General features: G+C 33.9%; 20 protein-coding genes, 1 pseudogene and 1 riboswitch. All 21 genes and pseudogenes read right to left on the bottom strand.

The features are described from left to right. Position 1: 1 nt before the first annotated feature. The 21 genes and pseudogenes from ATZ35_RS15170 to ATZ35_RS15265 all read right to left on the bottom strand — a co-directional run bounded on the left by ATZ35_RS15170 (position 2) and on the right by ATZ35_RS15265 (position 25,069). Positions 2–1,153, bottom strand: a complete 1,152-nt coding sequence (locus ATZ35_RS15170; protein WP_208927977.1) for a YhfX family PLP-dependent enzyme — start codon at positions 1,151–1,153, stop codon at positions 2–4. A 13-nt stretch (positions 1,154–1,166) separates the two neighbouring features. Then, positions 1,167–1,520: a PRD domain-containing protein gene (locus ATZ35_RS15175; protein WP_208927978.1), complete on the bottom strand. Its 354-nt coding sequence runs from the start codon at positions 1,518–1,520 to the stop codon at positions 1,167–1,169. A gap of 13 nt (positions 1,521–1,533) precedes the next feature. Next, positions 1,534–2,457 carry a GntR family transcriptional regulator YhfZ gene (yhfZ, locus tag ATZ35_RS15180; RefSeq protein WP_208927979.1) on the bottom strand — a complete coding sequence of 308 codons (924 nt, stop codon included), beginning with the start codon at positions 2,455–2,457 and terminating at the stop codon, positions 1,534–1,536. Between the two features lie 5 nt (positions 2,458–2,462). After that, positions 2,463–3,557 (bottom strand): aminotransferase class V-fold PLP-dependent enzyme, encoded by a 1,095-nt coding sequence (locus tag ATZ35_RS15185; RefSeq protein ID WP_208927980.1) that lies wholly within the window; start codon positions 3,555–3,557, stop codon positions 2,463–2,465. A gap of 2 nt (positions 3,558–3,559) precedes the next feature. Beyond that, on the bottom strand, positions 3,560–4,447 hold the full coding sequence (locus tag ATZ35_RS15190; RefSeq protein ID WP_208927981.1) for a phosphotriesterase family protein: 888 nt from the start codon (positions 4,445–4,447) through the stop codon (positions 3,560–3,562). A gap of 23 nt (positions 4,448–4,470) precedes the next feature. Continuing rightward, positions 4,471–5,778, bottom strand: coding sequence for a YhfT family protein (locus ATZ35_RS15195; protein ID WP_208927982.1), 1,308 nt, complete (start codon positions 5,776–5,778; stop codon positions 4,471–4,473). A 4-nt stretch (positions 5,779–5,782) separates the two neighbouring features. Beyond that, on the bottom strand, positions 5,783–6,151 hold the full coding sequence (locus ATZ35_RS15200; RefSeq protein ID WP_208927983.1) for a DUF2620 domain-containing protein: 369 nt from the start codon (positions 6,149–6,151) through the stop codon (positions 5,783–5,785). A 300-nt stretch (positions 6,152–6,451) separates the two neighbouring features. Continuing rightward, a complete protein-coding gene (gene mgtA / locus ATZ35_RS15205) occupies positions 6,452–9,106 on the bottom strand; it encodes a magnesium-translocating P-type ATPase (RefSeq protein WP_208927984.1) in 2,655 nt (884 codons plus the stop codon). Positions 9,107–9,306: 200 nt separating this feature from the next. Continuing rightward, positions 9,307–9,780 (bottom strand): GNAT family N-acetyltransferase, encoded by a 474-nt coding sequence (locus tag ATZ35_RS15210; protein WP_208927985.1) that lies wholly within the window; start codon positions 9,778–9,780, stop codon positions 9,307–9,309. A gap of 4 nt (positions 9,781–9,784) precedes the next feature. Beyond that, on the bottom strand, positions 9,785–10,459 hold the full coding sequence (locus tag ATZ35_RS15215; protein ID WP_208927986.1) for an MgtC/SapB family protein: 675 nt from the start codon (positions 10,457–10,459) through the stop codon (positions 9,785–9,787). A 150-nt stretch (positions 10,460–10,609) separates the two neighbouring features. Continuing rightward, a riboswitch (M-box (ykoK) riboswitch) is annotated at positions 10,610–10,779 on the bottom strand. 459 nt (positions 10,780–11,238) lie between these two features. Continuing rightward, positions 11,239–12,171: an alpha/beta fold hydrolase gene (locus ATZ35_RS15220; RefSeq protein WP_208927987.1), complete on the bottom strand. Its 933-nt coding sequence runs from the start codon at positions 12,169–12,171 to the stop codon at positions 11,239–11,241. An 18-nt stretch (positions 12,172–12,189) separates the two neighbouring features. Beyond that, positions 12,190–13,146, bottom strand: a complete 957-nt coding sequence (locus ATZ35_RS15225) for an alpha/beta fold hydrolase (RefSeq protein ID WP_208927988.1) — start codon at positions 13,144–13,146, stop codon at positions 12,190–12,192. Further along, positions 13,124–13,792, bottom strand: a complete 669-nt coding sequence (locus ATZ35_RS15230; RefSeq protein ID WP_208927989.1) for a TetR/AcrR family transcriptional regulator — start codon at positions 13,790–13,792, stop codon at positions 13,124–13,126. Before ATZ35_RS15230 ends, ATZ35_RS15225 begins: the two co-directional genes overlap by 23 nt. 121 nt (positions 13,793–13,913) lie before the next feature. Continuing rightward, positions 13,914–14,045 (bottom strand): annotated as a pseudogene (locus ATZ35_RS16955) (IS30 family transposase); the annotation flags it as partial. A gap of 770 nt (positions 14,046–14,815) precedes the next feature. Continuing rightward, positions 14,816–15,409 carry an HNH endonuclease gene (locus ATZ35_RS15235; RefSeq protein WP_208927990.1) on the bottom strand — a complete coding sequence of 198 codons (594 nt, stop codon included), beginning with the start codon at positions 15,407–15,409 and terminating at the stop codon, positions 14,816–14,818. Beyond that, positions 15,406–15,972: a hypothetical protein gene (locus tag ATZ35_RS15240; RefSeq protein WP_208927991.1), complete on the bottom strand. Its 567-nt coding sequence runs from the start codon at positions 15,970–15,972 to the stop codon at positions 15,406–15,408. The genes ATZ35_RS15235 and ATZ35_RS15240 overlap by 4 nt, the downstream gene beginning before the upstream one ends. Continuing rightward, positions 15,969–17,348, bottom strand: a complete 1,380-nt coding sequence (locus tag ATZ35_RS15245) for an AAA family ATPase (RefSeq protein ID WP_208927992.1) — start codon at positions 17,346–17,348, stop codon at positions 15,969–15,971. Before ATZ35_RS15245 ends, ATZ35_RS15240 begins: the two co-directional genes overlap by 4 nt. A gap of 366 nt (positions 17,349–17,714) precedes the next feature. After that, a complete protein-coding gene (locus tag ATZ35_RS15250) occupies positions 17,715–20,024 on the bottom strand; it encodes an ABC transporter permease (RefSeq protein ID WP_208927993.1) in 2,310 nt (769 codons plus the stop codon). Further along, entirely contained in the window at positions 20,018–20,722 is a 705-nt protein-coding gene (locus ATZ35_RS15255) for an ABC transporter ATP-binding protein (protein WP_208927994.1), read from the bottom strand. Before ATZ35_RS15255 ends, ATZ35_RS15250 begins: the two co-directional genes overlap by 7 nt. Next, a complete protein-coding gene (locus tag ATZ35_RS15260; RefSeq protein ID WP_208927995.1) occupies positions 20,719–24,588 on the bottom strand; it encodes an AMP-binding protein in 3,870 nt (1,289 codons plus the stop codon). The genes ATZ35_RS15255 and ATZ35_RS15260 overlap by 4 nt, the downstream gene beginning before the upstream one ends. Next, positions 24,536–25,069, bottom strand: coding sequence for a 4'-phosphopantetheinyl transferase family protein (locus tag ATZ35_RS15265; protein ID WP_208927996.1), 534 nt, complete (start codon positions 25,067–25,069; stop codon positions 24,536–24,538). Before ATZ35_RS15265 ends, ATZ35_RS15260 begins: the two co-directional genes overlap by 53 nt. Between the last annotated feature and the right edge of the window lie 78 nt (positions 25,070–25,147).

A 25,147-nucleotide genomic window follows, 5' to 3' on the forward strand; every position in this document is an offset into this window, starting at 1 on the left:
TTTAAATCCTTCTTCCTTGACTATCAAAAATTCCGACGATCTCTGGCTTACCTGTGCTAATTCCTTTTACAACTGCTACATTGCTTCTCGTGACAAAAATTTGTGTACGAAAAGCGGCAATCACAGTTGCTCCAATAGTATGTTCTGTTGAAGTAGAAAGATAATAATCGATACTTTCATCTGAAAACGACTCGACCTTGTCCTCTACACGAACATTAGTGTCAGCAATTAAGGTTGAATGTAAATGTCCTCTACGATAGTAACCACCACCATAGAAATACGATTTCCCTTTAAAATTATGGGATATTTCACTTACATATACTAAGGCCGGTTTCTCTGGTTGTACTTTATACGCGTGTAACGGTGTTGTTCCAGTTAGCGCATGGCCTGGCTCTGCTTGTGTTCCACCGATTTCTTTGATAAATGGAAAGGTTTCGCTACATGAAGCAGACGGAACATTTAGTTCTGGCACCGCAAACCCTTCTTGCCGCAAAATCACTCTAGCCTGTTCAATCGTTTTCACATTATTTGTTTCCGATAATGTCGTGTACGTTTCATCGAATAAAAAACAGGGAAAAGAAGTAATACCACTGAACTCGACTGCCGAGAACTTATGAAATACTTTACTTTGTTCGGCAAGATCTGCTAATAAAAAACCGCCAAACTGCCCGTCGTACATTTGATCATTTTCTGCAACTACTTTTAACAAGACTTTTTGCTTAATGCCAATTTTTTTAGCTATGGTATTGATTTGTTCTAATTTTTCAATGGAAAAAACGGTAATATATTCTGTCCCATAGACCATAATTTTTTCTAAAAGCTGATCTGGTATTTGAACTAAGTGTCCCACGTTACATAACGGAATCTGATGATCCATCATAACCAAAGCTTCTTTAAAATCAACTACCACTGCACCACGATAACCAATCGCCATTAATTCTTTTGCAATCAGTGGATTTCGACCCATTTGCTTCAACATAAAAAATAGGTCAATACCCATTTCATTGGCACGTTCTAACATTACTGCACCATTTACACGAATCGTATCTAAATCTAAAACATAGGTATCGGGAAGAATCTGACCTGTTTGGTGTAAATAAATTCCTGCGTCGATCAACTCAGGATTAGCTTGTTTCATCATCGGTAGAAACAAATGAATCCCTCCCTTACTGCTCTTTCTTCAATATATTAATAATATGCATATAGACAAACCACAGCTCATCTGAACTAAAATTTGTTGAAGAATACCGAGACAATTCTTGCCATAACGCCTTTGACTCCGCTAGCTTCTCATCTTGTTGAATCTCAGATAAGATAAACTCATCCATGCTGATTACAGGTTCGTTCTTTTTCTGTCTCGCATCAGCCATAGCAATATGAGTTAAAAACATATCGAGATGCTCTTCACTATCAATGACATTTTGTTCCAGCAAATAGCTATTCACAGCTAACACAAATCGCTCTGTCTCTTCATCTATCAGATTTGACTCTTTTAAAATTCCTAATTTTTTTCCAATCATTTTAAACGTCCTTTTAATAATGAGGGATCATTTTACCGTCCAATACTTGCTTTTGTACCGATAAAATGTTTGTTTCATCTATCACACTCATCAGTATTTTTTTTAATAGTAGATTCTCTTTGTGAACGACACAAACTGCTGTGCTGGCTAAATCATCTTCCACACTGCCTTCAAGAAACTGATAATTCAGATGGTCTAATTTCCGATCCTTGATTTCATCATAGTTCCAAATCCCCACATCGATCATTCCTTGCTCTAGAGAATAAATCAATTGATGGCTTGGGACTTCAATAAATTCAACTTTTTTACCAGCAGTTGCGTTTTCAGTTAAAATCTGTTGATCATATGAATTATGATCAATGCCCACTCGCATTTGATCTTCAATTGTAGAGCTTTTCGGATTTGAAAAGATCATTACATGATTGGACAAATAGCTGCGTGGGCCAAAATCTTTAAAGATCTCCAGCTCACTACCTGCTTTTATTGCTTGGATCGCAGCTAATTTTGAGACAATCGAAAAATGCATTGTTTTTTCACTTGTCAAATCCATTCGGTCTTTCGAACCTCTGACATAAGCCATGCTTAAAGGAATTTCTGCATGATGAAATACTTCATATAAACCGGTAGCAAACCCTTCGTATGTCTTGGAATATGGTAACGGCATTGTCCCCCGAATCGGTCCTTCGATCACAATTTTTTGTAATCGTTGGTAGTCGATTGTGGTCAAAATTGTTCCTTGACGCCCTTGACTTACTGTGCGAATTATTTTTTCCTCTTTCAAGTAGTTCAGAGCATTCTGAACCGTTCCCCGTGACATCCCATATTTTTCTTGAAACTCTGAAATCACAGGCATACGGCTACCTTCAGATAATAAAATCAACTCACCTGATAGTTGTTGAATTGCTTTTCCCGTTTTATTTAGAAATTCCTCTTGCATTGGCTTTAATTCCCTTCTATTGACTCTTTTATAATTCTAATGATCGTATCTGCACCTGCTCTCATCGGATTGATTCGAATCATCGTTTTTGTACTTTCTGGCGACGCTGCTCGAAAGGTTCCTGAAAGTCGATAAAACATCGGTACAAATTCATATTTTGATTCAGCTCCCACTGGATTTGGGGCTGCTCCTCGTTTTTCTGCTTGTTTTAACACGTCAGCGGCTATCGGCTGATCAAATTCTACAATGATCACTTTAGATTGGGCATTAGCGATAAAAGCTTGTTTGACCCCATTCACTTCACCTGTATTTAAACGTATTGCCACTTCTTCTGATACTTGAGATGAAATCGCTAAAGCAACTGGCGCATAAATCAAGCCTTGCAACACAGCGATTGCTTCAAACCCCTGTACTTGTAATCCGCCAGAATAATTTTCTTTGCGTAACTCTTTGATCAACTCAGCGTTGCCTACAATACAGCCTACTCCTTCTGGACCTAATAATTTAAAGGTTGAGAAACAAGATAAATCAGCACCACACTCTACACCGATTTTTGGTACTTTTAAAGTTGAATAATTGTCATCTGTAATGATTACGATATTTTTATTTTGTCCTTTTATTTGTTCAATAACGGCTTCTGGTTGATAAGAATCATTCGGCTTTTGTCTTGTAAATTGAACGATTGCTAGTTGAATGTCATTTTCGGCGATCACAGACTCCAGTCTCTCTGGTCGATTAAAATCTGCTACAACTGTTTTCAAGTTTAGCATATCAATAGAAGTTTGAGTCGTTGGATAAACAGGTGCATCATGAACCAGTACCGTTTTTCCATATTTTTTACTCGCCGCATGCAAGGACAAGCGAATCGCCATCGTTCCTGCGCCACGCACTAACATAGCAGCTTCAGCTGCAAAAATATCTTGCAAGACATGTTCTACTTTATTCGTCGTGATTGGTTGATTAAAGCCTGGCACAACACCTAAATCGCCACGTGTTAAGATTTCCGAACCTTCAAAGTTTCTCGTAACACAATCAACAATTTGAAATTGCTTTTTAGTGGCCTCTTCCAAATTCATTGTTTCTAAAGGAAAAGTTTTCATACTTATTTCACTCCTTGTCTAAAGAAACGTTGCGGATTATGAATCAGCATTTTTTCAACTGTATCGTTCGAAATCCCTGCTTCTTTCATCATTGGTACAAACGTATCTAGTAAATACGAATAACCAATGCCATTTTTATATTTCATATTTGATTTTCGGGTAATATCCATTGATAAAAAGACTTGATCTGCCAATCCTCTTTGTTCAATTTTCTTTAACATCGATACACGGAGTGCATCTGGTTGATAGTTTTCTTTTCCTATTGTATCAAATTCCACATAAACACCTTGGTCTAACATTTTCAAAATGTACTCAAGATTGCCACTTAAATCAACATGTCCAATCACAACTGAAGCTAAATCAACATTATTTTCTTTAAAAAACTGAACTTGTTCATGCCCATTTGTCCCAAGTGTAGTATGAGTAGTAATCGGGATACCCGTTTCTTTATGAGCAATCACAGATGCATCAAAAACTTTTTTCTCATTTTCCGTCCAACCGTCTTTACTTGAACCGATTTCACCAATGATCTCAGCTTTGATCTCTGTATCTGCGATACCGTCTTGGATCTCCTTGATCATTAATTTCCCTAGTTCTGCAACTGTCCAATCTGTCACAATATCAGGTAGAAATTTTTCAGTATAAAAGCCCGTCGCTTGCACGATATTGATGCCTGATGCTTCTGCCACTTTTTGAACATATAAGGGATTTCTTTTCATATCTAAATTTGTGACATCCACAATATTACGAACGCCTTTATGATAAAGTTCTTTAAATTCTTTGACTGTTTCTTCAAAACAATTTAAGTTTGTATCGTCAATATTTTTTATACGAGACAAATCAATTGTCGTATGTTCATGCATATAGGTTATTCCATCTACTAAGCTCATTTCGTTGTCGTCTCCTAAAATTTTTAAAGTCCTGGTGGTGTCATTAGATTAAGCAATACTAAAATATTTGAAATCACACCGACTAATAAGGCCCCCACTGGTCCAATAGCTAGATCGACCATTTTCTTTTTGAATGTGCCATTTAATACGTAAAGTCCAACAACGAATAACCCCCCCCAAGCTGGAGCAATTGCTGTTGCTGCTATCACACCACCAACAAGCAAGGCGATTTCCAAGACTTTTGTGATCGCTGTTCGAATATTATCGCCAGCATCACGCATTCCTGGGAACCGATCGAGCAATACAGAAAATTTCGTTAAGAGTAACACTTCAATTGACATCCAAATACCGCCTGCAACAAAGGCTAAAAGCGGTTGTCCCATCGCTGCACCGATCGAGCCGATCACAAATACCATCTTGATGCCAGCTGGCGAATAGGTGCCTGTAGCAATTCCTGTTGTTACAACTAATGGAATAAAGCCAACAACTCGTGCTAATTCGGTCAAAGCAGCTGAATTAAATTGACCTTCTTGGTATAATGGAGCTGAGAGTGCAGATTCCGTTACAATTGACATCGAAGCCGCCAAAGCAATCAATGCGCCGGATAAGGCAAATAAGTACCAATATTTCTTAATTTGTTTTACTCGTTCCGCAAAGATATTTGCCAATTGTGCCTGAGAATCTGTTCTTTCTCTTTTATCATTCATCGCATAGCTGATCATAAAAATCATCCCAACAAGTAACGCAATCGCATTCGCATTAATGACGATCGTATTACCATTTGCTAAATTAAACGAACCAAATTGTGTCGTCACCACTTGAGCCAACACTGTTGCCGAAAAAGTGATCATCCCTTTTTTCCAACCATATTGAAGAGCGACAACTAAGGCTGGGAAAACAGCAAATGCTACTAAAACAACAGACGATACTTGACCGAGACTATCTAGGAAATTATAAGGAAGAATTTCAAATACTTTTTGAATTGTTCCTAGACCTGCCCCCATCACAACACCATAAACTCCGCCAGCTGCTCCTGCTATCCAGATAGAATATTTTTTATCATCTGGCAAATAGCTACCAATAATATCTGTTCCCAATAAAACAACATGAATGATAATTACGCTGGACGCAATAGACTGTGGAATAAACCCAACGATATACCCGATTCCAAAAGCAAGTGCCGTAGTTCCTAATGCTGATTTTGTGACTCTCTTTTCACGGTACTCTAAAACGATCGGTCTTAACGCATCATTAAAAACAGCAATTTTCGTATTCGCCATAATCGTTGTAACAGCACATAATGCTGCCATGATTACTATGTTTAAAGCCATTTCATTACTCCCCCTTATTTTCAAGCGCTTTCATCACATTTGAAATGATAAACTCCATATCTTGCGAAGTGAAACCAAAAGCAATTTTACCTGCCGCAACACTTTGATTGATTTCTTCTTCAGAAGCAGTCTTACCTGGCATTCCTAAAGTTGCCGTTTTATCTCCGCCTAATAATGCAATCGCCATTGCTAATGCTCCGCCACCGCCTGTGTTACAAGCACCAAAATAGTAGTCAGCCGTGCCGTTTTTTAAGGCCATCGCCGCATCAATATCAGTTTTTACGGTGATTTCATAGTTCCCCTTTCCATATTTTTGTAGTAGTTCTTCAATTGCTCCTTTTTCGATTTGTCCACCTATAACAATTTTTTTCATGATAACTCTCCTTTCGTACAAAATTTTGTATATTTAAACCAAAAATAAAAATACAAAAAAATGTATTCTTATTTTCACGGTTATTATAGCACCTTTATTTTCGAATGTAAACCCTTTCCAATTTATAACGATTATACTGCTACTTTTTCCCAATTATTTAGAAACTAACATTGATAAGCAATTTCTATGGCTTATCAATGTTAGTACAAATAAACTTGTATTAAAAAGGATACCTTTTTAGTTCAATCTTATTTTTAACATCCTACATTTATCTTGTCGTTAAAACACTAGTTTCCTGCTCTATAGCAATTCTTTGTAACGTTGAATATAGAAGCGTTTTACAACCGTTACTAGTGTTAAATAGGCCACGATTGTACCAACTAACCATAACCAATAATTAGACGGTAAAACAGCCATTCCTAAACTTTGTCCAAATGCTGTAAAAGGCAAGACTGTTCCGATCACAATCCCTAGCGACGTAATGGTCGTCATAATAAACGAACCACTACTTTGAATAAACGGAATTTTAGGTGTACGTAAGGCGTGTAAAACCAACGTTTGTGACCATAATGATTCCACAAACCAACCTGCATGGAACACGGCAATAAAGGCAACTTGCTGAGAAGCATTCAGTGTATGGAAATCTCCTCCTACAACTGCTGGGCAAATAATGAAATACATCAATAAATAGGTAGTAATATCAAATACCGAACTTGTAGGGCCTAACCAAACCATAAATTTTCCAATGCTGGATGCTTGCCAACGCTTAGGTTTCTCCAAATATTCTTTGTCCATATGATCCCAAGGAATAGATACGCACGAAATGTCGTAAATCAAGTTTAAGAATAAAATTTGCAGTGGTAACATTGGCAGAAATGGTAAAAAGGTACTGGCAACTAACACTGAAAACATATTCCCAAAATTTGAACTTGCTGTTGCTTTTATATATTTCATGATATTTCCAAATGTTTCTCTACCTGAAATAATCCCTCTTTCTAAAACCATCAAATCTTTTTCCAATAAAATGACATCAGCGGATTCTTTGGCAATGTCCACCGCTGTATCGACTGAAATACCAACATCTGCTGCTTTCATTGCTGGTGCATCATTGATCCCATCGCCAAGGAAGCCAACAGTATGTCCATTTTCTCTCAAAATGCTCGTAATTTTTTGTTTTTGTTGCGGATTTAATTTTACAAATACATTGTGCTTTTCAACTAATTGACTTAATTTATCATTGGATATATTCATAATATCTTCGCCATTGATCAATTTTTCAGCACCCAAACCAACTTGTTTACATACAGATCGAGTTACCAAAGCGTTATCTCCTGTTAGAACTTTCACTTCAACGCCATGTGCTTTTAACGTTTCTAGTGCTTGTTTTGTCGTTTCTTTTGGCGGATCTAAGAATGCTAAATAGCCAATCAGTACCATCTCAGATTCATCCGCTACTGAGAATTCACCAACAACACTTGGATTCGTTTTTTGCGCAACGCCGATTACACGCAAACCATCCTCATTTAGCTCATTTACTTTTTTCAATACTTCTTGTCTAACCTCATCCGTTAACACAGTAACCTTGCCTTTGAAATCGACAAAACTCGAAATACTCAACATTTCTTCGATGGCACCCTTAGTGATCATTTGTGTCTTTCCGCTAGGATCTTCTACGACAACGCTCATTCGTCTACGATCAAAATCAAAGGGAATTTCATCCACTTTTTTATACGTAATTCCTGTTGTATTCAATTCCGTTTTGGCAGCATCAATAATTGCGACATCTAATAAATTTTTTAATCCGGTTTGATAGTAACTGTTTAAATAGGCATGACGTAAGACACGATCATCTTCTTCACCAGCCAGATCCAAATGATATTCCAGTATAATTTTATCTTGTGTTAGCGTGCCTGTTTTATCCGTGCATAGAACATCGATTGCACCAAAGTTTTGAATAGCATTTAAGTTTTTAATCACCGTTCCTTTTTTAGCCATACCTGTTGCACCTTTGACTAAGTTGGTCGTAACGATCATCGGTAACATTTCTGGTGTCAACCCAACGGCCACGGATAAGCCGAACAAGAAGGCTTCCATCCAATCCCCTTTTGTAAAACCGTTGATTACAATAACCGTTGGCGCCATCAATGCCATAAATTTGATAAACAAGAATGACGTTTTGCGAATACCTAATTCAAAACTTGTTTGTACCGGTTTAGTAGATAATGATTTGGCCACATCTCCAAACAGTGTATGATTTCCAGTGGCGATGACCACACCTTCAGCACTTCCGCTTATAACGTTGCTGCCCATAAACACTAGATTCTCATAACTCGTTTCATTGCTATCTTGAGTAATGATTGCCTCTGCCCGTTTTTCAACAGGATAACTTTCTCCCGTCAGTGCAGACTGAGAAATAAATAAATCTTTAGTGGCAATCAAGCGAATATCTGCTGGAATCATATCTCCTGCTGATAATCTGACAATATCTCCACACACAATATCTTCCATAGGAATTTCATCATATTTATTTTTCCGTTTTACTGCTGCGGTGACTTTAACCAATGATTTCAATTTTTCAGCCGCTTGATTTGAGCGCACAGATTGAATGAGTGTCATCGTCCCACTGATCAAGACCATAGTGAATATAATACCACTACCAAAATAGTCACGATCTTCCGGTGCAGCGATAACTACATCTGTAATAAAGGACATAATGCCTAAGCCAATTAGAACAAGGGTAAACGGTGTAATATAGGCTTTTAAGATTTCTATGAATAAAGGTGTTTTTTTCCCGTAGGAAATAGTATTGTCTCCATATTCATCTCGAGCCATAACTGCTTGAACTTCAGATAGTCCTTTTTTGGATGTTTGAAATGTTTCAAAAATATTTTCAACTGTTTTTCTAGCCATTAAGCCATAATTTATCTCTTGAATTGCTCTTTTTTTTCTTTCCATTTTGTTTCCTTCTCTCCAAAAAAATCCACCATGATCCTGCGCCAATAACTAAACGTATAACCATTTTTCCTAGTGTTTTTACATTGCTCCCTATTTGCAGGGGCTTGGAGAAAAAAGGGCACTAAAAACAAATAGATAATAATAATCGACTCCTTTTTAGTACAACTCTTTCCTGTGACCCCTGTTGCCTCGAACTACTGTCATCCATTTGTTTTCAACTCCCTCTGATTTGTAAAATGTCTTATGTCTAACATACTTTTTTTAAATACTTTTAAGAGTAACTCGTCTTCTTGATAGGCTTCCGTCAAACTACCATAGCCTAGTTTTTCATAAAATCCCCAGGCCTGCTTTCGACCTGTCAAAAAAATAGTGGCATAGTTTAAATTTCGAGCAACTTGCTCAGCATAAACGATTAATTTCTTTCCCAACCCTTGACCTTGAAAATCTGGACTTAGTGCAACTTGTTTTATTTGGATACAGTTTGAATCACAAGGATGCAAAAGAAGAGTGCCAACCACACGATCCTCTTTTTTGACGACTAAGTGAATATCGTGTTTTTCTTCTACAGCAGATTTCGTTAGAAAGGGTTTGCCTGCGCTTGCTTTTAATACTTGATTGCGTAAGGCTAAGGTTTCTCGATAAATAGGACTATCCCACCTGATTAAAGTGAACACTGTTTTACCATGATTCTTCCTCCTTTGATAATTGATACACTTCCAATACCTCTTTGTTTTTTGATAACTGTGTAATGATCTCTTTCATGGCCAATTCACGATTCGAATTTGGTTCGATTTCTACCTGTAACTGGACATTATTTCCTGCAAGATCCAGACATAAAAAATGACAAAAGGATAAATAGTAGCGGTCTAGCTGTGTCATCATTTCTGTTCGTAATGCGACCTCCGCAGTTGATTTTCCAGTGACGATCAAAAATGAATTTTTCATTTTCACTTGCTCTTCTGGTCGATAACTCTCCGTCATTTGATCAAATCGTTGCGAAGCAAAACGAATCACACTATTTACCAGCATGATAACGATGGCGGCTAAAAACCCTTCTTTAATAAAACTGGCGCCGATCATTGCACCCACTGCCGCCGTACACCAGAGAGTCGCAGCCGTATTTAGCCCAGTCACACTAAAGCCGTCTCGTAAAATAATTCCTCCTGCCAAAAAGCCAATGCCACTAACAACTTGTGCAGCGATCCTCGTTGGGCTTGTATCTGTTGTGACCATGGTAGATATGGACACAAAAAGAGTTGCGCCAAGCGAGACCAAGATCATGGTACGTACGCCGGCTAATTTTTTTCGCCATTGCCGTTCAATTCCAATCAAACTGCCTGCTAACAAGCTCATTGATAACATCAATAAAAATTCATATACATTCCCCCTTGACTATTATTGAACATAAAATCCGATTTTCTTAGACGCAAAAAAGGTGACTTTTCGCACAAAAACTCCGCGAAAAGTCACTCTATATTCACCAAAAAAGCATGACAAATTAAGACATTGATCTAGTCGTTGAGTTTTGGCACTATACAACGTAAAGACAAACATCTTAGCTACCTTATGAAAAGCCTTGTATTCGACAATTCCTGTTCTACCCATTGGCGTCTCTCGACATTTTTGGGCAGTAGCCTATGTTTGTATAGGAGCCTCACCTAACAAATCATATTTTATATTCACTAACAAACTAACAGAAGAAGAAATTATTGTCAAGTAGGATTTTGGTGGTGGGTGGGAAATTGTTGTTTATTTAGGTCTCAGTATGTCTTTTGATATCGGTAAAAGTTAGGGAAGAATTAATCAGTATTACTATATAATATAAAGATTTTTAACAATCGATAATCTATGAAAAATTTTAAATTGAACATCACTCCTTACTTTAGTACTTTTTAATTTTATGTATTTTTTTACATTTAGTTTATATAGCGGAAACAAAAAAAAGCTGGGCAAGTCCTGATTCTGAACATTACTCAACTTTATGATAATTAACTAACTGACATCTTTTTTCTAGCTAAAACTTAAATGGTCTTAAAAATAGTAACGACTTTACGTACAGGTAAGCCAATAGGAATTGAATCATTCGCTTTCTTTGATATCGTGCCTTTTATACTATAACTAGAAACGAAAACTTATTTCTCTAAAAAATATGTAATTGTTTCTACTATTTTTTCAGATTGCGTGTGGTGTAAATAGTGGCTACCTTCCAAAATCTTTATCTCAGACTTTTGACTCTCTTTTATCATCGCTTCATGAAGTGCCACCCACTTATCATCTGGCTCAACACTTTCAGAGGCTAAGAAATATAAGACTGGCAGCTGAACTGGATACGTTAGGTTAGCTACTTTTTCAAAGTTCTTTTGCATTTCTTCTCCTTCATTCATTGTTGCGTTGTTGCCAACATTCTTCAAAGAAATATATTTAAACTGTTCAGCATCTTCTTTCGATAACTTAGGTGCATTTAAAAAAGTCGGATCGGCATCAGCGAGCAGACGATAGATACCTGATTGGCTCAATGACTTAATTATCCCACCTTGATTATCAGCTGCTCCGCCTTGGTCAGGTAAACTACTATCAATACCAATAAAGCTTTTCACTTCATTTGGATATTCATTAATATAAGCAAGTGAGTAGACTCCAGAAATAGAATGTCCTACCAAGTGATACGAGCTGATATTCAACTGCGTCAACGCTTGATGAAGCTCACTCGTTAAATTCTCAATTGAACGTACTTTATCCGTATCATCACTTAACCCATAGCCGAAGGGTTCCACCACCACGACCTGATATACTTTTGATAACTCATTCACTAGTGGTTGAAAATCAAGTACAGGAGAAGCTGTTAGATAACCTGGCAGTAATACCATTGTTTCTTCACCTTTTCCAGTCACTTGAACACGTAAAGATTTGTTATCTACTTTCACTTCTTGACCATAAGGAATAATTTTTTTAGATTCTTTTTTTAGTTGGATTTTATTGTTTGCGTAAATTCCGATAAAAACAAGAAGCACGATTACTACTAAACTTCCGACTAAAATACCGAAAATCTTCACTATTTTTTTCATCTACATTCCTCAAATCTGTTAGTTTTTCAAAAAATTGCTTGTTTCTTTTACGATTGTTTCCATTTGTGTGTGGTGTAAATAATGAGCACCTGATAGTTGAATCAATTCGCCTTTATCTAAACCATTCACTTGATCTTGATGCATCTCAAGCCATTTTTTTTGATTCCTATCATTATCTGCCACAAATAATAAAACTGGCATATTTTTAGGATAGGTTAAGCCACGAGAATCCGAGAAGCTGTTACTTAATTCTTGAAGCTCATCTTTCATCGCAGGACTACTCATGTTCTTCATTGTCAATAACTTGATCTGTTCAAAGTCAGGATTATCTTGACTCACGCCTAACCCCTTCTCTGGATTAACTTTAATTAATGCTCGAAAGACGCCTGCTGTTTTTAAGAAGTCAAAGACGGTCATATCAATACCAGGCCACGGCTGTTCTGGTGTACTGGAATCAATTCCCACAAAACCTTCCATTTCATTTGGGTAAGCTTGAGCATAATTCACTGCATAAAGACCTGCAATCGAGTGTCCCATCAATGTGTATTTAGAAATGTTCAGTTCTTTCGCTACTTGATGGATTTCTTCTACAATATTTTCAACGCTGCGACGTCGATTCGTTTGACTACTTAATCCATAGCCAAATGGTTCGATCGTAACTACACGGTACTCTTTCTTCAACTCATCGATCATTGGTTTAAAATCTAGATAAGGACTAGCTGTTCCTTGCCCAGGTAGGAGTAAAATTGTTTTCTTGCCTTCTCCTTCATCGACAACATTCATCTCACCATCAAAGACTTTTATTTTCTCACCATAAGACTCAATTCGTTTTGCTTCACTTTTCAAACTTATCTGGTGAATCGTAAAAGTAATCAACAAGGTCACAATTAGGATAGTGATTAGACCTAAGATGACTTTGCCCATTCCTTGTAATAATCTGACAAGAAATGATTTAGTTTTCAGTTGTTTGGTCATTTAATTCTGCCACCTTTAGCATAATTTGTTGGTCAAGTTTCTCTAAAAAGCCATCATTGATAATTGGCATTCCAGTATTCTCAAGCATTGTTTTAGCCGCCATGATTTTTTCAAAAAAGGTCTCCGCTGTATTGGGAAATAGCGCTTGAATAAACCACGTACTTAAAATCAAAATCGCTAATTCAGCCATTTGTTTCGGTTGAGCAACGGTGACTGATCCATCACTATTTCCTTCGATTAAACAGGTTTCTACTAAAGGAGCCATGATTTCATTCGTCGTCCGAATATACATTGAAAAGAATTTGGGATTATCTAACAAGGTAAAACTAAGGATTCGAGATTGACTGGCCTCACTATTGAACATTCCTTCAAATAAAAGTGCCTGAATTTTTTCTAATCCATTTAATTTATCTTTTTCCATAATTTCTGTCAGGGCTGTCTCGTTGGGAATAAATCGTCTGACAACCGCATCTATGATCTCATCTTTTGACGCATAGTGATGATAAACGGCTCCTTTGGTTAAACCATCTAATCCTTTTACGATATCTGAGATGGATGTTTTTTCGTAGCCTTTTTCGATAAATAGTTCTGTTGAAACGTCTAGAATTAATGATTTGGCTTCCTCTGCTGTATATTTTTTGGTCATTGTGGTCTCTCCTTTAAAAAACATTCAATCGGTATGTTTTTATCATACGCTTTTTTTGGGGAATGTCAAATTATATTGATTTGATACTCAAATTAAGCTGAGTTTTATATCATTTGATTTATCAAATTGAAATAGACCGTTGTTTCTCATTTACGTAACTCAAAAATACCTCTAATGGTGTCTGGTAGTTCAATGAGTTTCTTGGTATATAATTTCTTTTTGGAAGAAGCTGCTTAATCAATCGCTTGACCAAAATCGTTAAAATCCATTCATTTTATAGATCCATCTTTACATGACGGGCTATTAGAATACTAACTAAGTTTGCATTATGACGATTTTCTAGGATCTGCAAAGTAGATAGAATTATCATTGGCGTTACTCCCATTTTTCCGATTAGAAAACACTTTACCACAATCAAAACTAATTGATTTAAATAATTTTTTGAAACATTCTGTAACTATTCAGTCGTCTTTTTTCAATATCAGCTGCTTCCGACTTTCTGGTTTTAGGGTAATAATGACTTTCGAAAGGTGCTCAATTAGACTGATAATGACATCTAGTATCCAGCCTTTGTTTGAATGTATTCATGCTGCCCTGTAGAGAGATCAGTAGAGGGTGATCACAAAGTATTTTCTTTTCCTTACATTGTTGGGACTAGACACTAATAGTTTTTCCTCATTTGAGAAAGTTATAAATATTGTAGATAGTACGTCTAGAACGATTTAAAACCTTAAAAGTAACGTAACCGGTTAATACTGGTTGAAATAAGTTTCTATCATTTTGGTGTAAGATGAATATAAGTCATTTATATTCACTCCTTGTAATTCTTTAGTCGGGACTATTTTGAGTGTGTCATAAATTACTTATTTAGTTATCTAGCTTAATTTTTACTATCGGCTCACATAGAAATACAAAAAAGCCCTTTTCTTCTCAAATATATTTTGAAGAAAGAGCAGATATTATTTGTCTTAAAACTAGTTTTCGGTTATTTAAAAACTTTATTGAGATACACATTTTTCTATTTCAACTATCTTTTAGATTATTATACGTGAAGTAGTCTTTTATCAGATTTTTAAATACAGCCATCCCATTTTTTTGATAGTCAGTAAAAATATCCCGATAAAGTTTATAGTATTCTTCAAGTGCTTTAGCCGGAATATCATTCAGATCATCAATAATCTGATCTACTAAACTTGATATAATACAATCTATATTTGGATCATTTACATCCTTAACTATCTTTGCATATCTATGGATAAAATTTACAAGTGTATCTATGATAAGTTCATCATTATATCTATCTTCTAACTTAAATAGCTTTATGAAATTTTCAGTTGCATCTTTCCCCTTGTTATCTATTTTTATTTTTCCTGGCTGATAACTAAAACTAATTGCTGCATCAATATTATCGTAAAATGGATGTAAAATTGGCGAATACATCCGGTCCTTTTTTATTCTATTATTACAAGTTGAACAAGATACAATCAAATTCGTAGAATGAATTGATAAAAATGGAAAATGCGCCTTGGGTAAAAAATGATCGATATCGATACTGTTTATTAATAATTTTTCAATTCCGCAATAAGGACAGACACCAACTGATCTACCTTCTTTCATAAATTCCTATGAATATCACACTCTTCACAATAAATTTTATGAAAGCTTTTCGAACATAAAATATTATCATAAAAATAATCAAAAACTGAATTTACACGTGCATTTCCAGAAAGAGCGAAATTTTGATAACCATTATTCACCTGATCTAAAATAGTTTTGTATTTAGCACCAGAATTACTATTCTCATATAGTTGTTTTAGATTAATTGATTCTTGAAAAGAAACATTTTTGAGAAGTGCCAACTTCTCCCACAACTTACTATTTGATACCGAACAAAGTTTCAATAATTTTTTCTCACTATCACTTAATTTATTACATTCTTGCAAAATAACTTTTTTTGAATACTCTTTGTATTTTGATTGCAATCCTGCCTGTTCATAGTTGCAATTATTTTTCCATAAAGTAATGGTCATTTCAACTTTATGCTCTTCATCTATAGAGTTAGCGTTAAGAATATTTAAGTTTATATCTACTGGGTTAGAGAGTGTTACAAATTCAATAACATCATCTAAAAAAGCATCTGTTGCTTGAGCTATCTTCACATTTATCGGTGTGCCAATCATTTTTTTGAATACTCCTTAATTATTTTATAGAACTCATTAAATAACTGAAATTTTTCTCCTGAATCTCCCATTCTATGATAACGTTCAACGCCTTCTTTTCGACTATTTTCTTTATAAAGTTTTTTCCTAGTTTCCTTTATATATTGCTGAACTATCCTCGATTCATTTGGTTCAGCGTAAAAGACCTCATTAAGTATTCTATCAACGTCTGCACCAAACGATTTAAAATCAATCTGTTTTTGTTGAAGGTTCCCATCCCTCGTTTGTTTTAAACCAATTAAATTCTCAGGTTCAACATTTGCTACCAACAGAGGTGAATGTGTGGCAATGATAAAATGACATTTTTTCCCTTTAAAAAGCTCGTCTAACAATGAAATATACTCACTGATCCACCTCGGGTGTAAATGAATTTCAGGTTCATCAATTAAGATAATCGAATGATCTTCAACTTTATGGATTAATTCCTCCATTCTTAAAATAAAACTCAGTTCACCTGAACTCATGTCAGTAATAGGAAGTAAGTACTTGTTCTTTTCACACCAAATTTCTTTTACAATCGTATCATAAGAAATAAATTTACTCAGTCTTGTGAACTTTTCCAATAACGTTGAATTTTCTTTAACGAATTGAGTGCTCAATAAACAATACTTTTTTTTATATCCTATTTTTGGGGTATTGATATTAAGTTCACTTTTTTTGCAAAAAAAATATAATGTACTATATAAAGCTTTGACATCCTTCAATACATTACTCTCTTTTGATCTGCTTCTTCTATCAAGATTTTTAAAATAGTAATGTTGCATCTCCCTAGATAATTCATTTTTAATACTTTCTAGAACATCATTTAACTTTTCATCATTCGTTCCGTCTTTTATTTTTGGATAAGGTGTCTGCCGTAATTCAAAAAATAGTTGATTTTTTTTTACACCTAACTTTTCAAATACTCTAATTGTTTGTACATCATTTCTAGTTAAGAACTGCTCAAGCATTTCATTTGATACGTCTCGAATATATTTATTAGAATAATTTGTACGAACTGAAGTGTTTAATTTTAATTTATCTATTAATCCATAAGAAAATGAATAACATTTTACTTTGATATTTTGATTATTATTGCTTGAATAATATGTATAATTTTTACCATTCAAAGAATAGTCAATGGTATAATCAACATCATTCATGTTTTTTTCAAAAGATTTATCCGTAAATGCTTCAAGAATTAATTGAAAAAAAGTAGTTTTAAATGTTCCATTCTCTCCTATTAAAAGAGATAAATTGTAATTTTTAGATAAAATACTCTCTGTATTAGTACTAAAATCAAGTTCAAAATTTTCTATCCCTTTATATTTTTTTACCACTATTTTTTCTATTTTCACTGTAAATACCTCCTAATAATGTTTAATCTTTGATCATCAAAATTGTCCTATTAATTTTACAATTAGTTCTTTATAATAATTTTAACATTAATCAAAGCAACATAAAAGAGTAATTAGTACTGTCATTTCGGAAGCTCACTTTTTAATTATTCATCTTTGTAATAGAATGTTTATTCTTTTATATTATTAAATTAAAGAGCGAAGCTTCATTCCTTTTTATGTTCATCTTGAAGCCTGTCAATTTATTTATATTTAGTTTATAGAGTTGAAGTAAAAAAGCTGAGTAAGTCCCGAGTTAGAACATTACTCAACTGTATATAACTTAAATAGTCCTACTCCTTTGATTCTCATCAAACGAAAGACATGTTATTCAACACTTTTAAGTGCTTCAGTCATTTTAATTTTATTGATTTTTTTATTTGAAAGGTAGTTAACAATAATGATTAAAACAATCGTAAAAATTATCGTAATCAAATAACTCTGTCGATCAATAACTGGCCTAAAATAAAGCTCATCTCCCATTCCTGCATTAGAAAAGATTTTTTCATGGATTTTAATCCCAAAGGGTATCCCTATAATGATACCGCAAAGAGATAAAATAATGTTTTCAGTCGAAAGAATCTTTTTAAGTTCAGAAAATCTAAAACCTAAAACAGATAAAGTTGCCATATCACGTTCCCTATCTGAAAAATTCAAGGTACCTAAATTGTACAAGACTACAGTCAACAACAGACTAGCAGATAATATTAATAAAATTGACATCGAAAGTGTACTTCCCATGCTACCTAAAAAGTCATTTTCCTGATTTTTTGTTAAGACAATTTTCTTCATTTCATCATTTGAAAATGTTGATTTTAGATTTTCACCTACCAAACTCGTCGGCACAAATACTTGATCAGCTTTCTCCCATGCAGATTTTGTTAAATAGAAGCCTTGCCCAATACTCAACTCTGCAATATCAGTCACCTTTAGTTTGACTAAATTCCCAGCAGAATTTCTAAATCGAATATCATCTCCTTTATTTAAAGAAAAAATTTCAGCTGTTTTCTTTGTAATAAGTAAACGATCCTCTGATAATTTTACTTGTTTATTCTCATCATAAAACTTTATATACGAACTATTATCCTCTATAACATGAATCAAACCACTCTTATTTTTACTATTAGATAAAATAAAATACGGTCGTTCTTCAAGTCCTTCTATCTCTTTATTGCTCCGAGTTTTATCATACAGTTCTCTTGAATCTGTGTCACTTGCTACATAAGCCTTTTCTTCGTATAAATAAGATTTTTCGTAAACTGAGCTAGCCACATGATTGATTGTATCTCTAATTCCCAAAGCAGATAACAAGAGACTCGTGCAGCCAACCACTCCTATAATCGTCATTGACATTCTGATTTTACTTCTAAACATTTGCCGCAAAGTCAACTTTTGAGATGTTTTTAATCCATTCCAAAAAGGTTTGATTCTTTCCAACAAAATATTATAGCCTTTGGTGGTACTCTTTTCTCTTAAAAGTGAAGCTGGAGACTCTTTTTCAACATTATAAAAAACAATCAACGTGGCAACGCACGTACTAAAAATAGATAATGCAGTAATTATGGCTACTTGATAGCCATTGATGACAATTTCAGGATGATCAAAAATAAATAGCTCATTAAAAAATCGCCAGATATAATTAGGAATGACCTTCCAACCAATTAATACTCCGAAAAATACACCAATAATACTCACCCATATACCATAAAATAAATAATGTGTAATTATTTTAAAACTGCTGTATCCTAGCGCTTTCATCGTTCCAATAATCGCTCGTTCCTTATTGATTAGGCGGTACATTGTTGTAAAGCTCATTAGGATGACTATCGCAAAAAAGATAATTGGAAACAGGTTGCCTATTGATTGATATTGTTGTACTTTTTGACTAGTAGCTAAATCATTCAACGTTTCCTTTGACTCTAGAATGCTAATAATTTCCTGTTCGTATTTCTGTTCGATTTCTTTTTTGACTGTTTCGACATTTTTCCCATCTGCTACTTTTATGACGAGTTTATTGGTCATTGCATTATTTTGTGTAAAATATTTCGTGTCTTTTTTATTCATATAGATAAAGCCGTAATCTTCGTGATTTGGTACCACAGTTGTTGAATCTGGCGTAATATAAATATAAGAAGAGCTTACAGCCAATCCACTAATCGAAACCTCTTTCTCAAGTGAATTTATTTCAATCGTGAGCTTGTCCCCAATGTCTAAATGATTTGCTTCAGCAAAGCTTTTATCGATAATAACCGTATTCTTTTTGTTTAAATTTTTTCCTTTAACAATCGTATACTGATTGAGTTTAGCCTCTTGATCTACGCCGTTAATTAGGACTTCTTTGCCGTCACTATCTGCAATTGCACCTTCTATTAGAAATTGTTCTTCGAGCCGATTAATGTTTTCTGACTCACTGAGTCCTGAAAAATCTTTGTTTGTTGGTTTGATCAACACTTCAATGTCAGCCTTATTTTCTTTACGATAGTTCGTTTCAACATAATCATTTAAACTTCTCCAAGTGCTATCGATTCCTATATAAATTGCTACGCCTAAAATCAACATCAATGCAATTGATAGAAGCTGGATGCTATTTTTTTTTAAACTACGAAGAAACATTTTTTTCAAAGGAGAAATTACCATACTAATTCCTCCACATCTGAAGGACTTTCCTGCGTATAACTATCTGCAATTTTCCCATTATGCATTTTAATTACTTTATCTGCAATTTTAGTAAATTCTATATTGTGAGTCACAATGATGACTGTTTTATTCATTTTTTTAGAAGTGTCTACTAAAAGCTTGATGATTGTTTTACCTGTTTCTGAATCTAAGGCTCCCGTTGGTTCGTCACATAGTAACATTTTAGGATTTTTCGCAAGTGCTCTGGCAATAGAGACGCGTTGTTGTTCGCCACCTGATAACTGACTTGGAAAATTCCCTGCTCGCTGATCAAGACCAACGCTAGTTAATACCTCACGAGAATTAAGCGGCTCTTTACAAACTTCCGCAGCTAACTCAATATTTTCCAGAGCAGATAAATTAGGGACTAAATTGTAAAATTGAAAGACAAACCCAACATCATTCCTACGATATTCTGTCAGTTCTTCTTTTTTTAGTGAAGAAATTTCTTTATTGTCGATAACGATTGTACCGGAACTTGTTTTTTCCATTCCACCTAGTAGATTCAAAAGGGTTGTTTTTCCAGCGCCACTTGCACCTACTATTACAACAAATTCCCCTTCATTAATCGTGAAGTTTACTTGGTTTACAGCGTTTACCGTGACTTCCCCACTTACTTGGTATATTTTGCTGACCTCTTTAAAATTGATGTATGTCATTGTTTTTCCTCCTTTTTTCTAAATGTCTGATTCATAGCCCTTGCTAATAATTTGACATTATCTCCTTCAAAGATAGTTGTATGATCACCTGATATATGTTTTTCAATCCAACTGCCTTTTACATGTTGCCTCCACTGAACATAATTAGGAATTTTTTCGGATTCAGCACCAAAATAAAAAATGTCTTTAAGAACACTCGTTGAGTCTTCATATAAATGTCTTGCAGTCTCAAAACTTCTAAATAAATTGATATAATAAATTAGCTCTCGTGGACTACTTTCACCAAAAAAGGGGATTAGCCTTGCTAACTCATTAGGTACAATTTTTAACAATTTGGGCATCAAGTCTAGTCTCTTTTCTAATAAAAGAATAATTTGTTCCCAAAGCTCATCTGTATTTACAGCACTCTCTACTTTATAATCAAATGTTTCATAAATAAATTGTTGTTCATTTTTCAACTGAAATTCGAATTTTTGTATTTTATTTTCAACTGGTGGCATCGTATTAATCATAAAAAGATTGTTTACTTTTGAATTTATCTTAGATATTTCATACCCTATTGTTCCTCCAATACACCAACCACCTAAATAATCAATAGATTCGAAATTTTCTAAATATTCATTGTACTCTTTAGCTAATTTTGTAAAGTCAATTACTCTAGGAGCAGATTTTTTAATATCCTTTTTAAATCTAATTGCGAATACATTATATTTTGAATCAATATTCTTAGCTAATTCATTATATATTCCTATTTCTCCAGATCCTGCATGGATAAATACAATACTTTTTTCACTTGTTCCCTTTTTTAATTGCGTCAAAAATTGATTTGTCTTAAAATTGTTATCTTCTTGTTTTATTTTTTCAAGATAACGAGCCTGATCATTCAATGAAAAATGATTCAATAGTTCTTCAATTGTAATATCTACATTATACTTATTGTTAATTTTATAAAGCAATTCAGGTAATTTAATTGAGTCACCACCTATTTCGAAAAATGTTGCACTTTTAGTTAGTCTAGTGTTATTTTCTTCTAGATCAATTACTTGCGTCCATAAGTCGAAAAGTTCAAGTTCTTTCTCAGTAAACTTCTGACTAGCTTTTGGTTCCATTTCTTTTAATTTTTTAAGATTGATTTTCCCATTACTTGTTAATGGTAATGTATTTAAATGAGTAAATGAACTAGGTATCATATATGTTGGTAAAACTTTTCTTAATTCGCTCCTGAATATTTCATGACTAATTTCATTCATAGTGTTTGTAGTATAGAAGGCGCTTAAATACTTTTTCTCATTCTGATTTTCTTTGACAACAACCTTAGTTTCACTTATATCCTTGATAGATGATAGACTATGTTCTATCTCAATTAGATCGATTCTATATCCATTAACCTTCAACTCTGATTCCATTCTACCTAATATATTGACATATCCTTCATCTGTTAAATAGCCTTTATCACCCGTTCTATAAATTGGACCCCATTGCGCATGTTCATAGAAAACACCATGATTTTGATTTTTCAACAAATATCCATTTGCTAGTCCTTCACCTGCAATGACCAATTCACCACTTACATTGCTATTAACCAAGCAATCATTTCGATCTAAAACGTAATAATTCTGATTACTTAGAGGATATCCATAGGGAACTCTTCTGTCTGAAAAATCGTTGAGCGGATAGTAAATTGACCAGATAGATGCTTCAGTTGCACCTCCTAAACTAAAAATATTCAACTCTTCATTTAGAAACGTTCCTTTGATTTGATAGACCAGATCTGCTGGAATAAAATCGCCACTCATTAATATATTTCTAATATTCATAATTTTACAATCAAAAATTGATAAGAGCGTTTGCACCAACCCAGGTGTTGAATTCCAAAAAGTTGCCTGTAAAATTTTTTCTTTAAATGGATACAAGTTTGATGAATTTGGGCATAATATAGTTTCACATCCAGAAAGTAACGGAGTTAATAGATCAAACACTGACAGATCAAAAGACAAGTCTGAAACATTAAAAAGAACATCTTCTTGATTTACTCTTGTTCTTGCAATAATATCATCGATAGTGTTAAGTACTGGCCTCTCAGAAATTGATATTCCCTTTGGTTCTCCAGTTGTTCCAGAAGTAAAGATAACATAAAGTTCATCGTTTGGAATCTCTTGATATTCATTTTCTAACCTTAAACTAGGTTCAGCTCTGAAGACTCGTTCTCCTTTTATCAGAAGCTGAATATTGCTCGTTTTTAACAATTTTCTATATCTATTTTCAGGCATATCTTCTGAAATAAAGCAAAAAGAATCTGAAGTTTTGATTACCGCCAGCATTTGAACTGTGCTTTCAATAGACTTTTTACCGACTATTCCTATCCTAATTTTTTTAAAATCGTATCGCTGTTTTTCTCTACCTATCACTTCAGCCAAGTCATCGCTTTTTCTGTCTAATTCATTAAAAGTTATTGAATCATCTACTTCAGAAAAAGCTAATTTTTCAGGAAATTCTTTTTTTACTTTTTTAAACGCTGATAATATACTTTGAGTATTTTTTTTAATAATTGATGGACTCGAATTATACTTAAAATACTTTTGTTCGATCAACTGATTGAGTTTTTTTGATATACTTCTTACATCAATTTCTTCGTCCAAAAGAAAGCCATCAATACTTTGAATAAAGAACTGGAACATTTCATCTATCTGATTGATTTCAAAAATCTCTTTTAAGTAGTCCCAACTAATATTCAAGCTTCCATTCACTATTTTCATTTGACAATCCAGATATACTTGAGCTGTTTCCGAAATCCAATAGTCTATTTCGCCTAATTCATCAAATTTATCAAAATCAAATAGCATAGAAGTAAATACATATGGCATTAAAGGCTGACGTCCACGCTTTTTTAATTCTCTTAGAACTTCGATTCCTTCAAAAGAAGATCGTCTAAAACTTGAAAAGATGTTTCTATGAGTGTCTAACGTATTCTCTAAAATCGTTTTATTCATATCAATATCAGTTGGAACTAAGACTGTACTAGTAAAATCACCTATAACCGATAAATATTTTTCTCCTCTCGACCTTTTAAATGTAGTAACATTGATTGTAAATTTCTTATTTTCAGACCATTGTTGCAGAGCAGTACTATAAAGAGTTAAAAAGAGCGAATTTAATGATATTTTTCTTCTTTCAGCAATCTCTTTTAGTTTTGAAAGCTTCTCTGCTGTATAAATATATTCTTTTCTAGCAAATTTACTGTGACTTGCTTTTTCTTCCTTCACTAATAAATTTGGCGCATCTGGCAAAGTCTCTATCTTTTGTTTCCAATATTCTCTATCTTTCTCATACCTTGCAGATTTTTTTGAATTTAAGTATGAGTCATTTATTTCTAAAAGAAGGTCAGACACGTCTGTTAATTTTACTCGATCATTTTTCACTGTCTTTTTTATGTCATCAAACAACTGAAATAAACTTAGACCATCAGCTATTAATAAATCTATACTTATAAAAATCAAATAATTACTAGGTTCCTCTACATTTTTTACTGCTTCAAAAGTATACAATGGAAAATCACCAGATTGATATAATTTATGTGATAACCGTTCTCTTGTTCTCTCTCTAAAACTCTTCATTTCATCATTAGATTTTGAGCTAACGATTATTTCATAATTAAAATTATTGATAATTTCAAACGTTTCCATATTTTTTACTTTTGCTCTTAACATCGGTTGTACTTGTATTACTTTGTTTAACGCATCCTGAAATTCCTGAATATTTCCTTTATACTTAACTTCCAAATACATATGAGTACCAGTCTTTGCATCAAAAGATTCATTTCTCCCTAAAAGATACGCTTTTTGAACTTCTGTCATTTTTATTTCCATTTTTATTTTCTCCCTTAAAATGATTACAAATATACGCAACAACATAATTATTTTGCTCGACTATCTTCACCGTTACATGGTTCTTATTTTTATAAGATACTTTGTAACGATTGAGTTCGTCCTGTTCAATACTAATTTCTTTAAAATCAATATACAATCCTTCTCCAAAATACTTTGAATACACCTCCTTTATCCCCCATAGTTTAAAAAAATTTTCTTGTTGAGCCTTTGAATAGCTGATGCAATCTTTGCAGTTAAACATAAATGATATAAAAATATCCATCTGTTCATGAGTTAGAGGTTTCTTTTTTTCAATATCAATTGATACAGGGCAAATAGATGAAGTTATAAGTGCCGCATAGTTTCCCGAATACGATTTAGAAAAGAATTTTGGATTTTTACACTTTATTAATTGATTAAAGTAAATCCTTTGATTTTCCTTGCTGATATTTTTTTCCAGCAAATATATTTCACTTCTCAACTTCTTCATCCCCATCCATATATACCTGTTTATAAATTAATTTAAAAAATAGATGTAATGTTGAAGAAATTATTTTAG

The organism is Enterococcus rotai (assembly GCF_001465345.1).
Classification (GTDB): domain Bacteria; phylum Bacillota; class Bacilli; order Lactobacillales; family Enterococcaceae; genus Enterococcus_L; species Enterococcus_L rotai.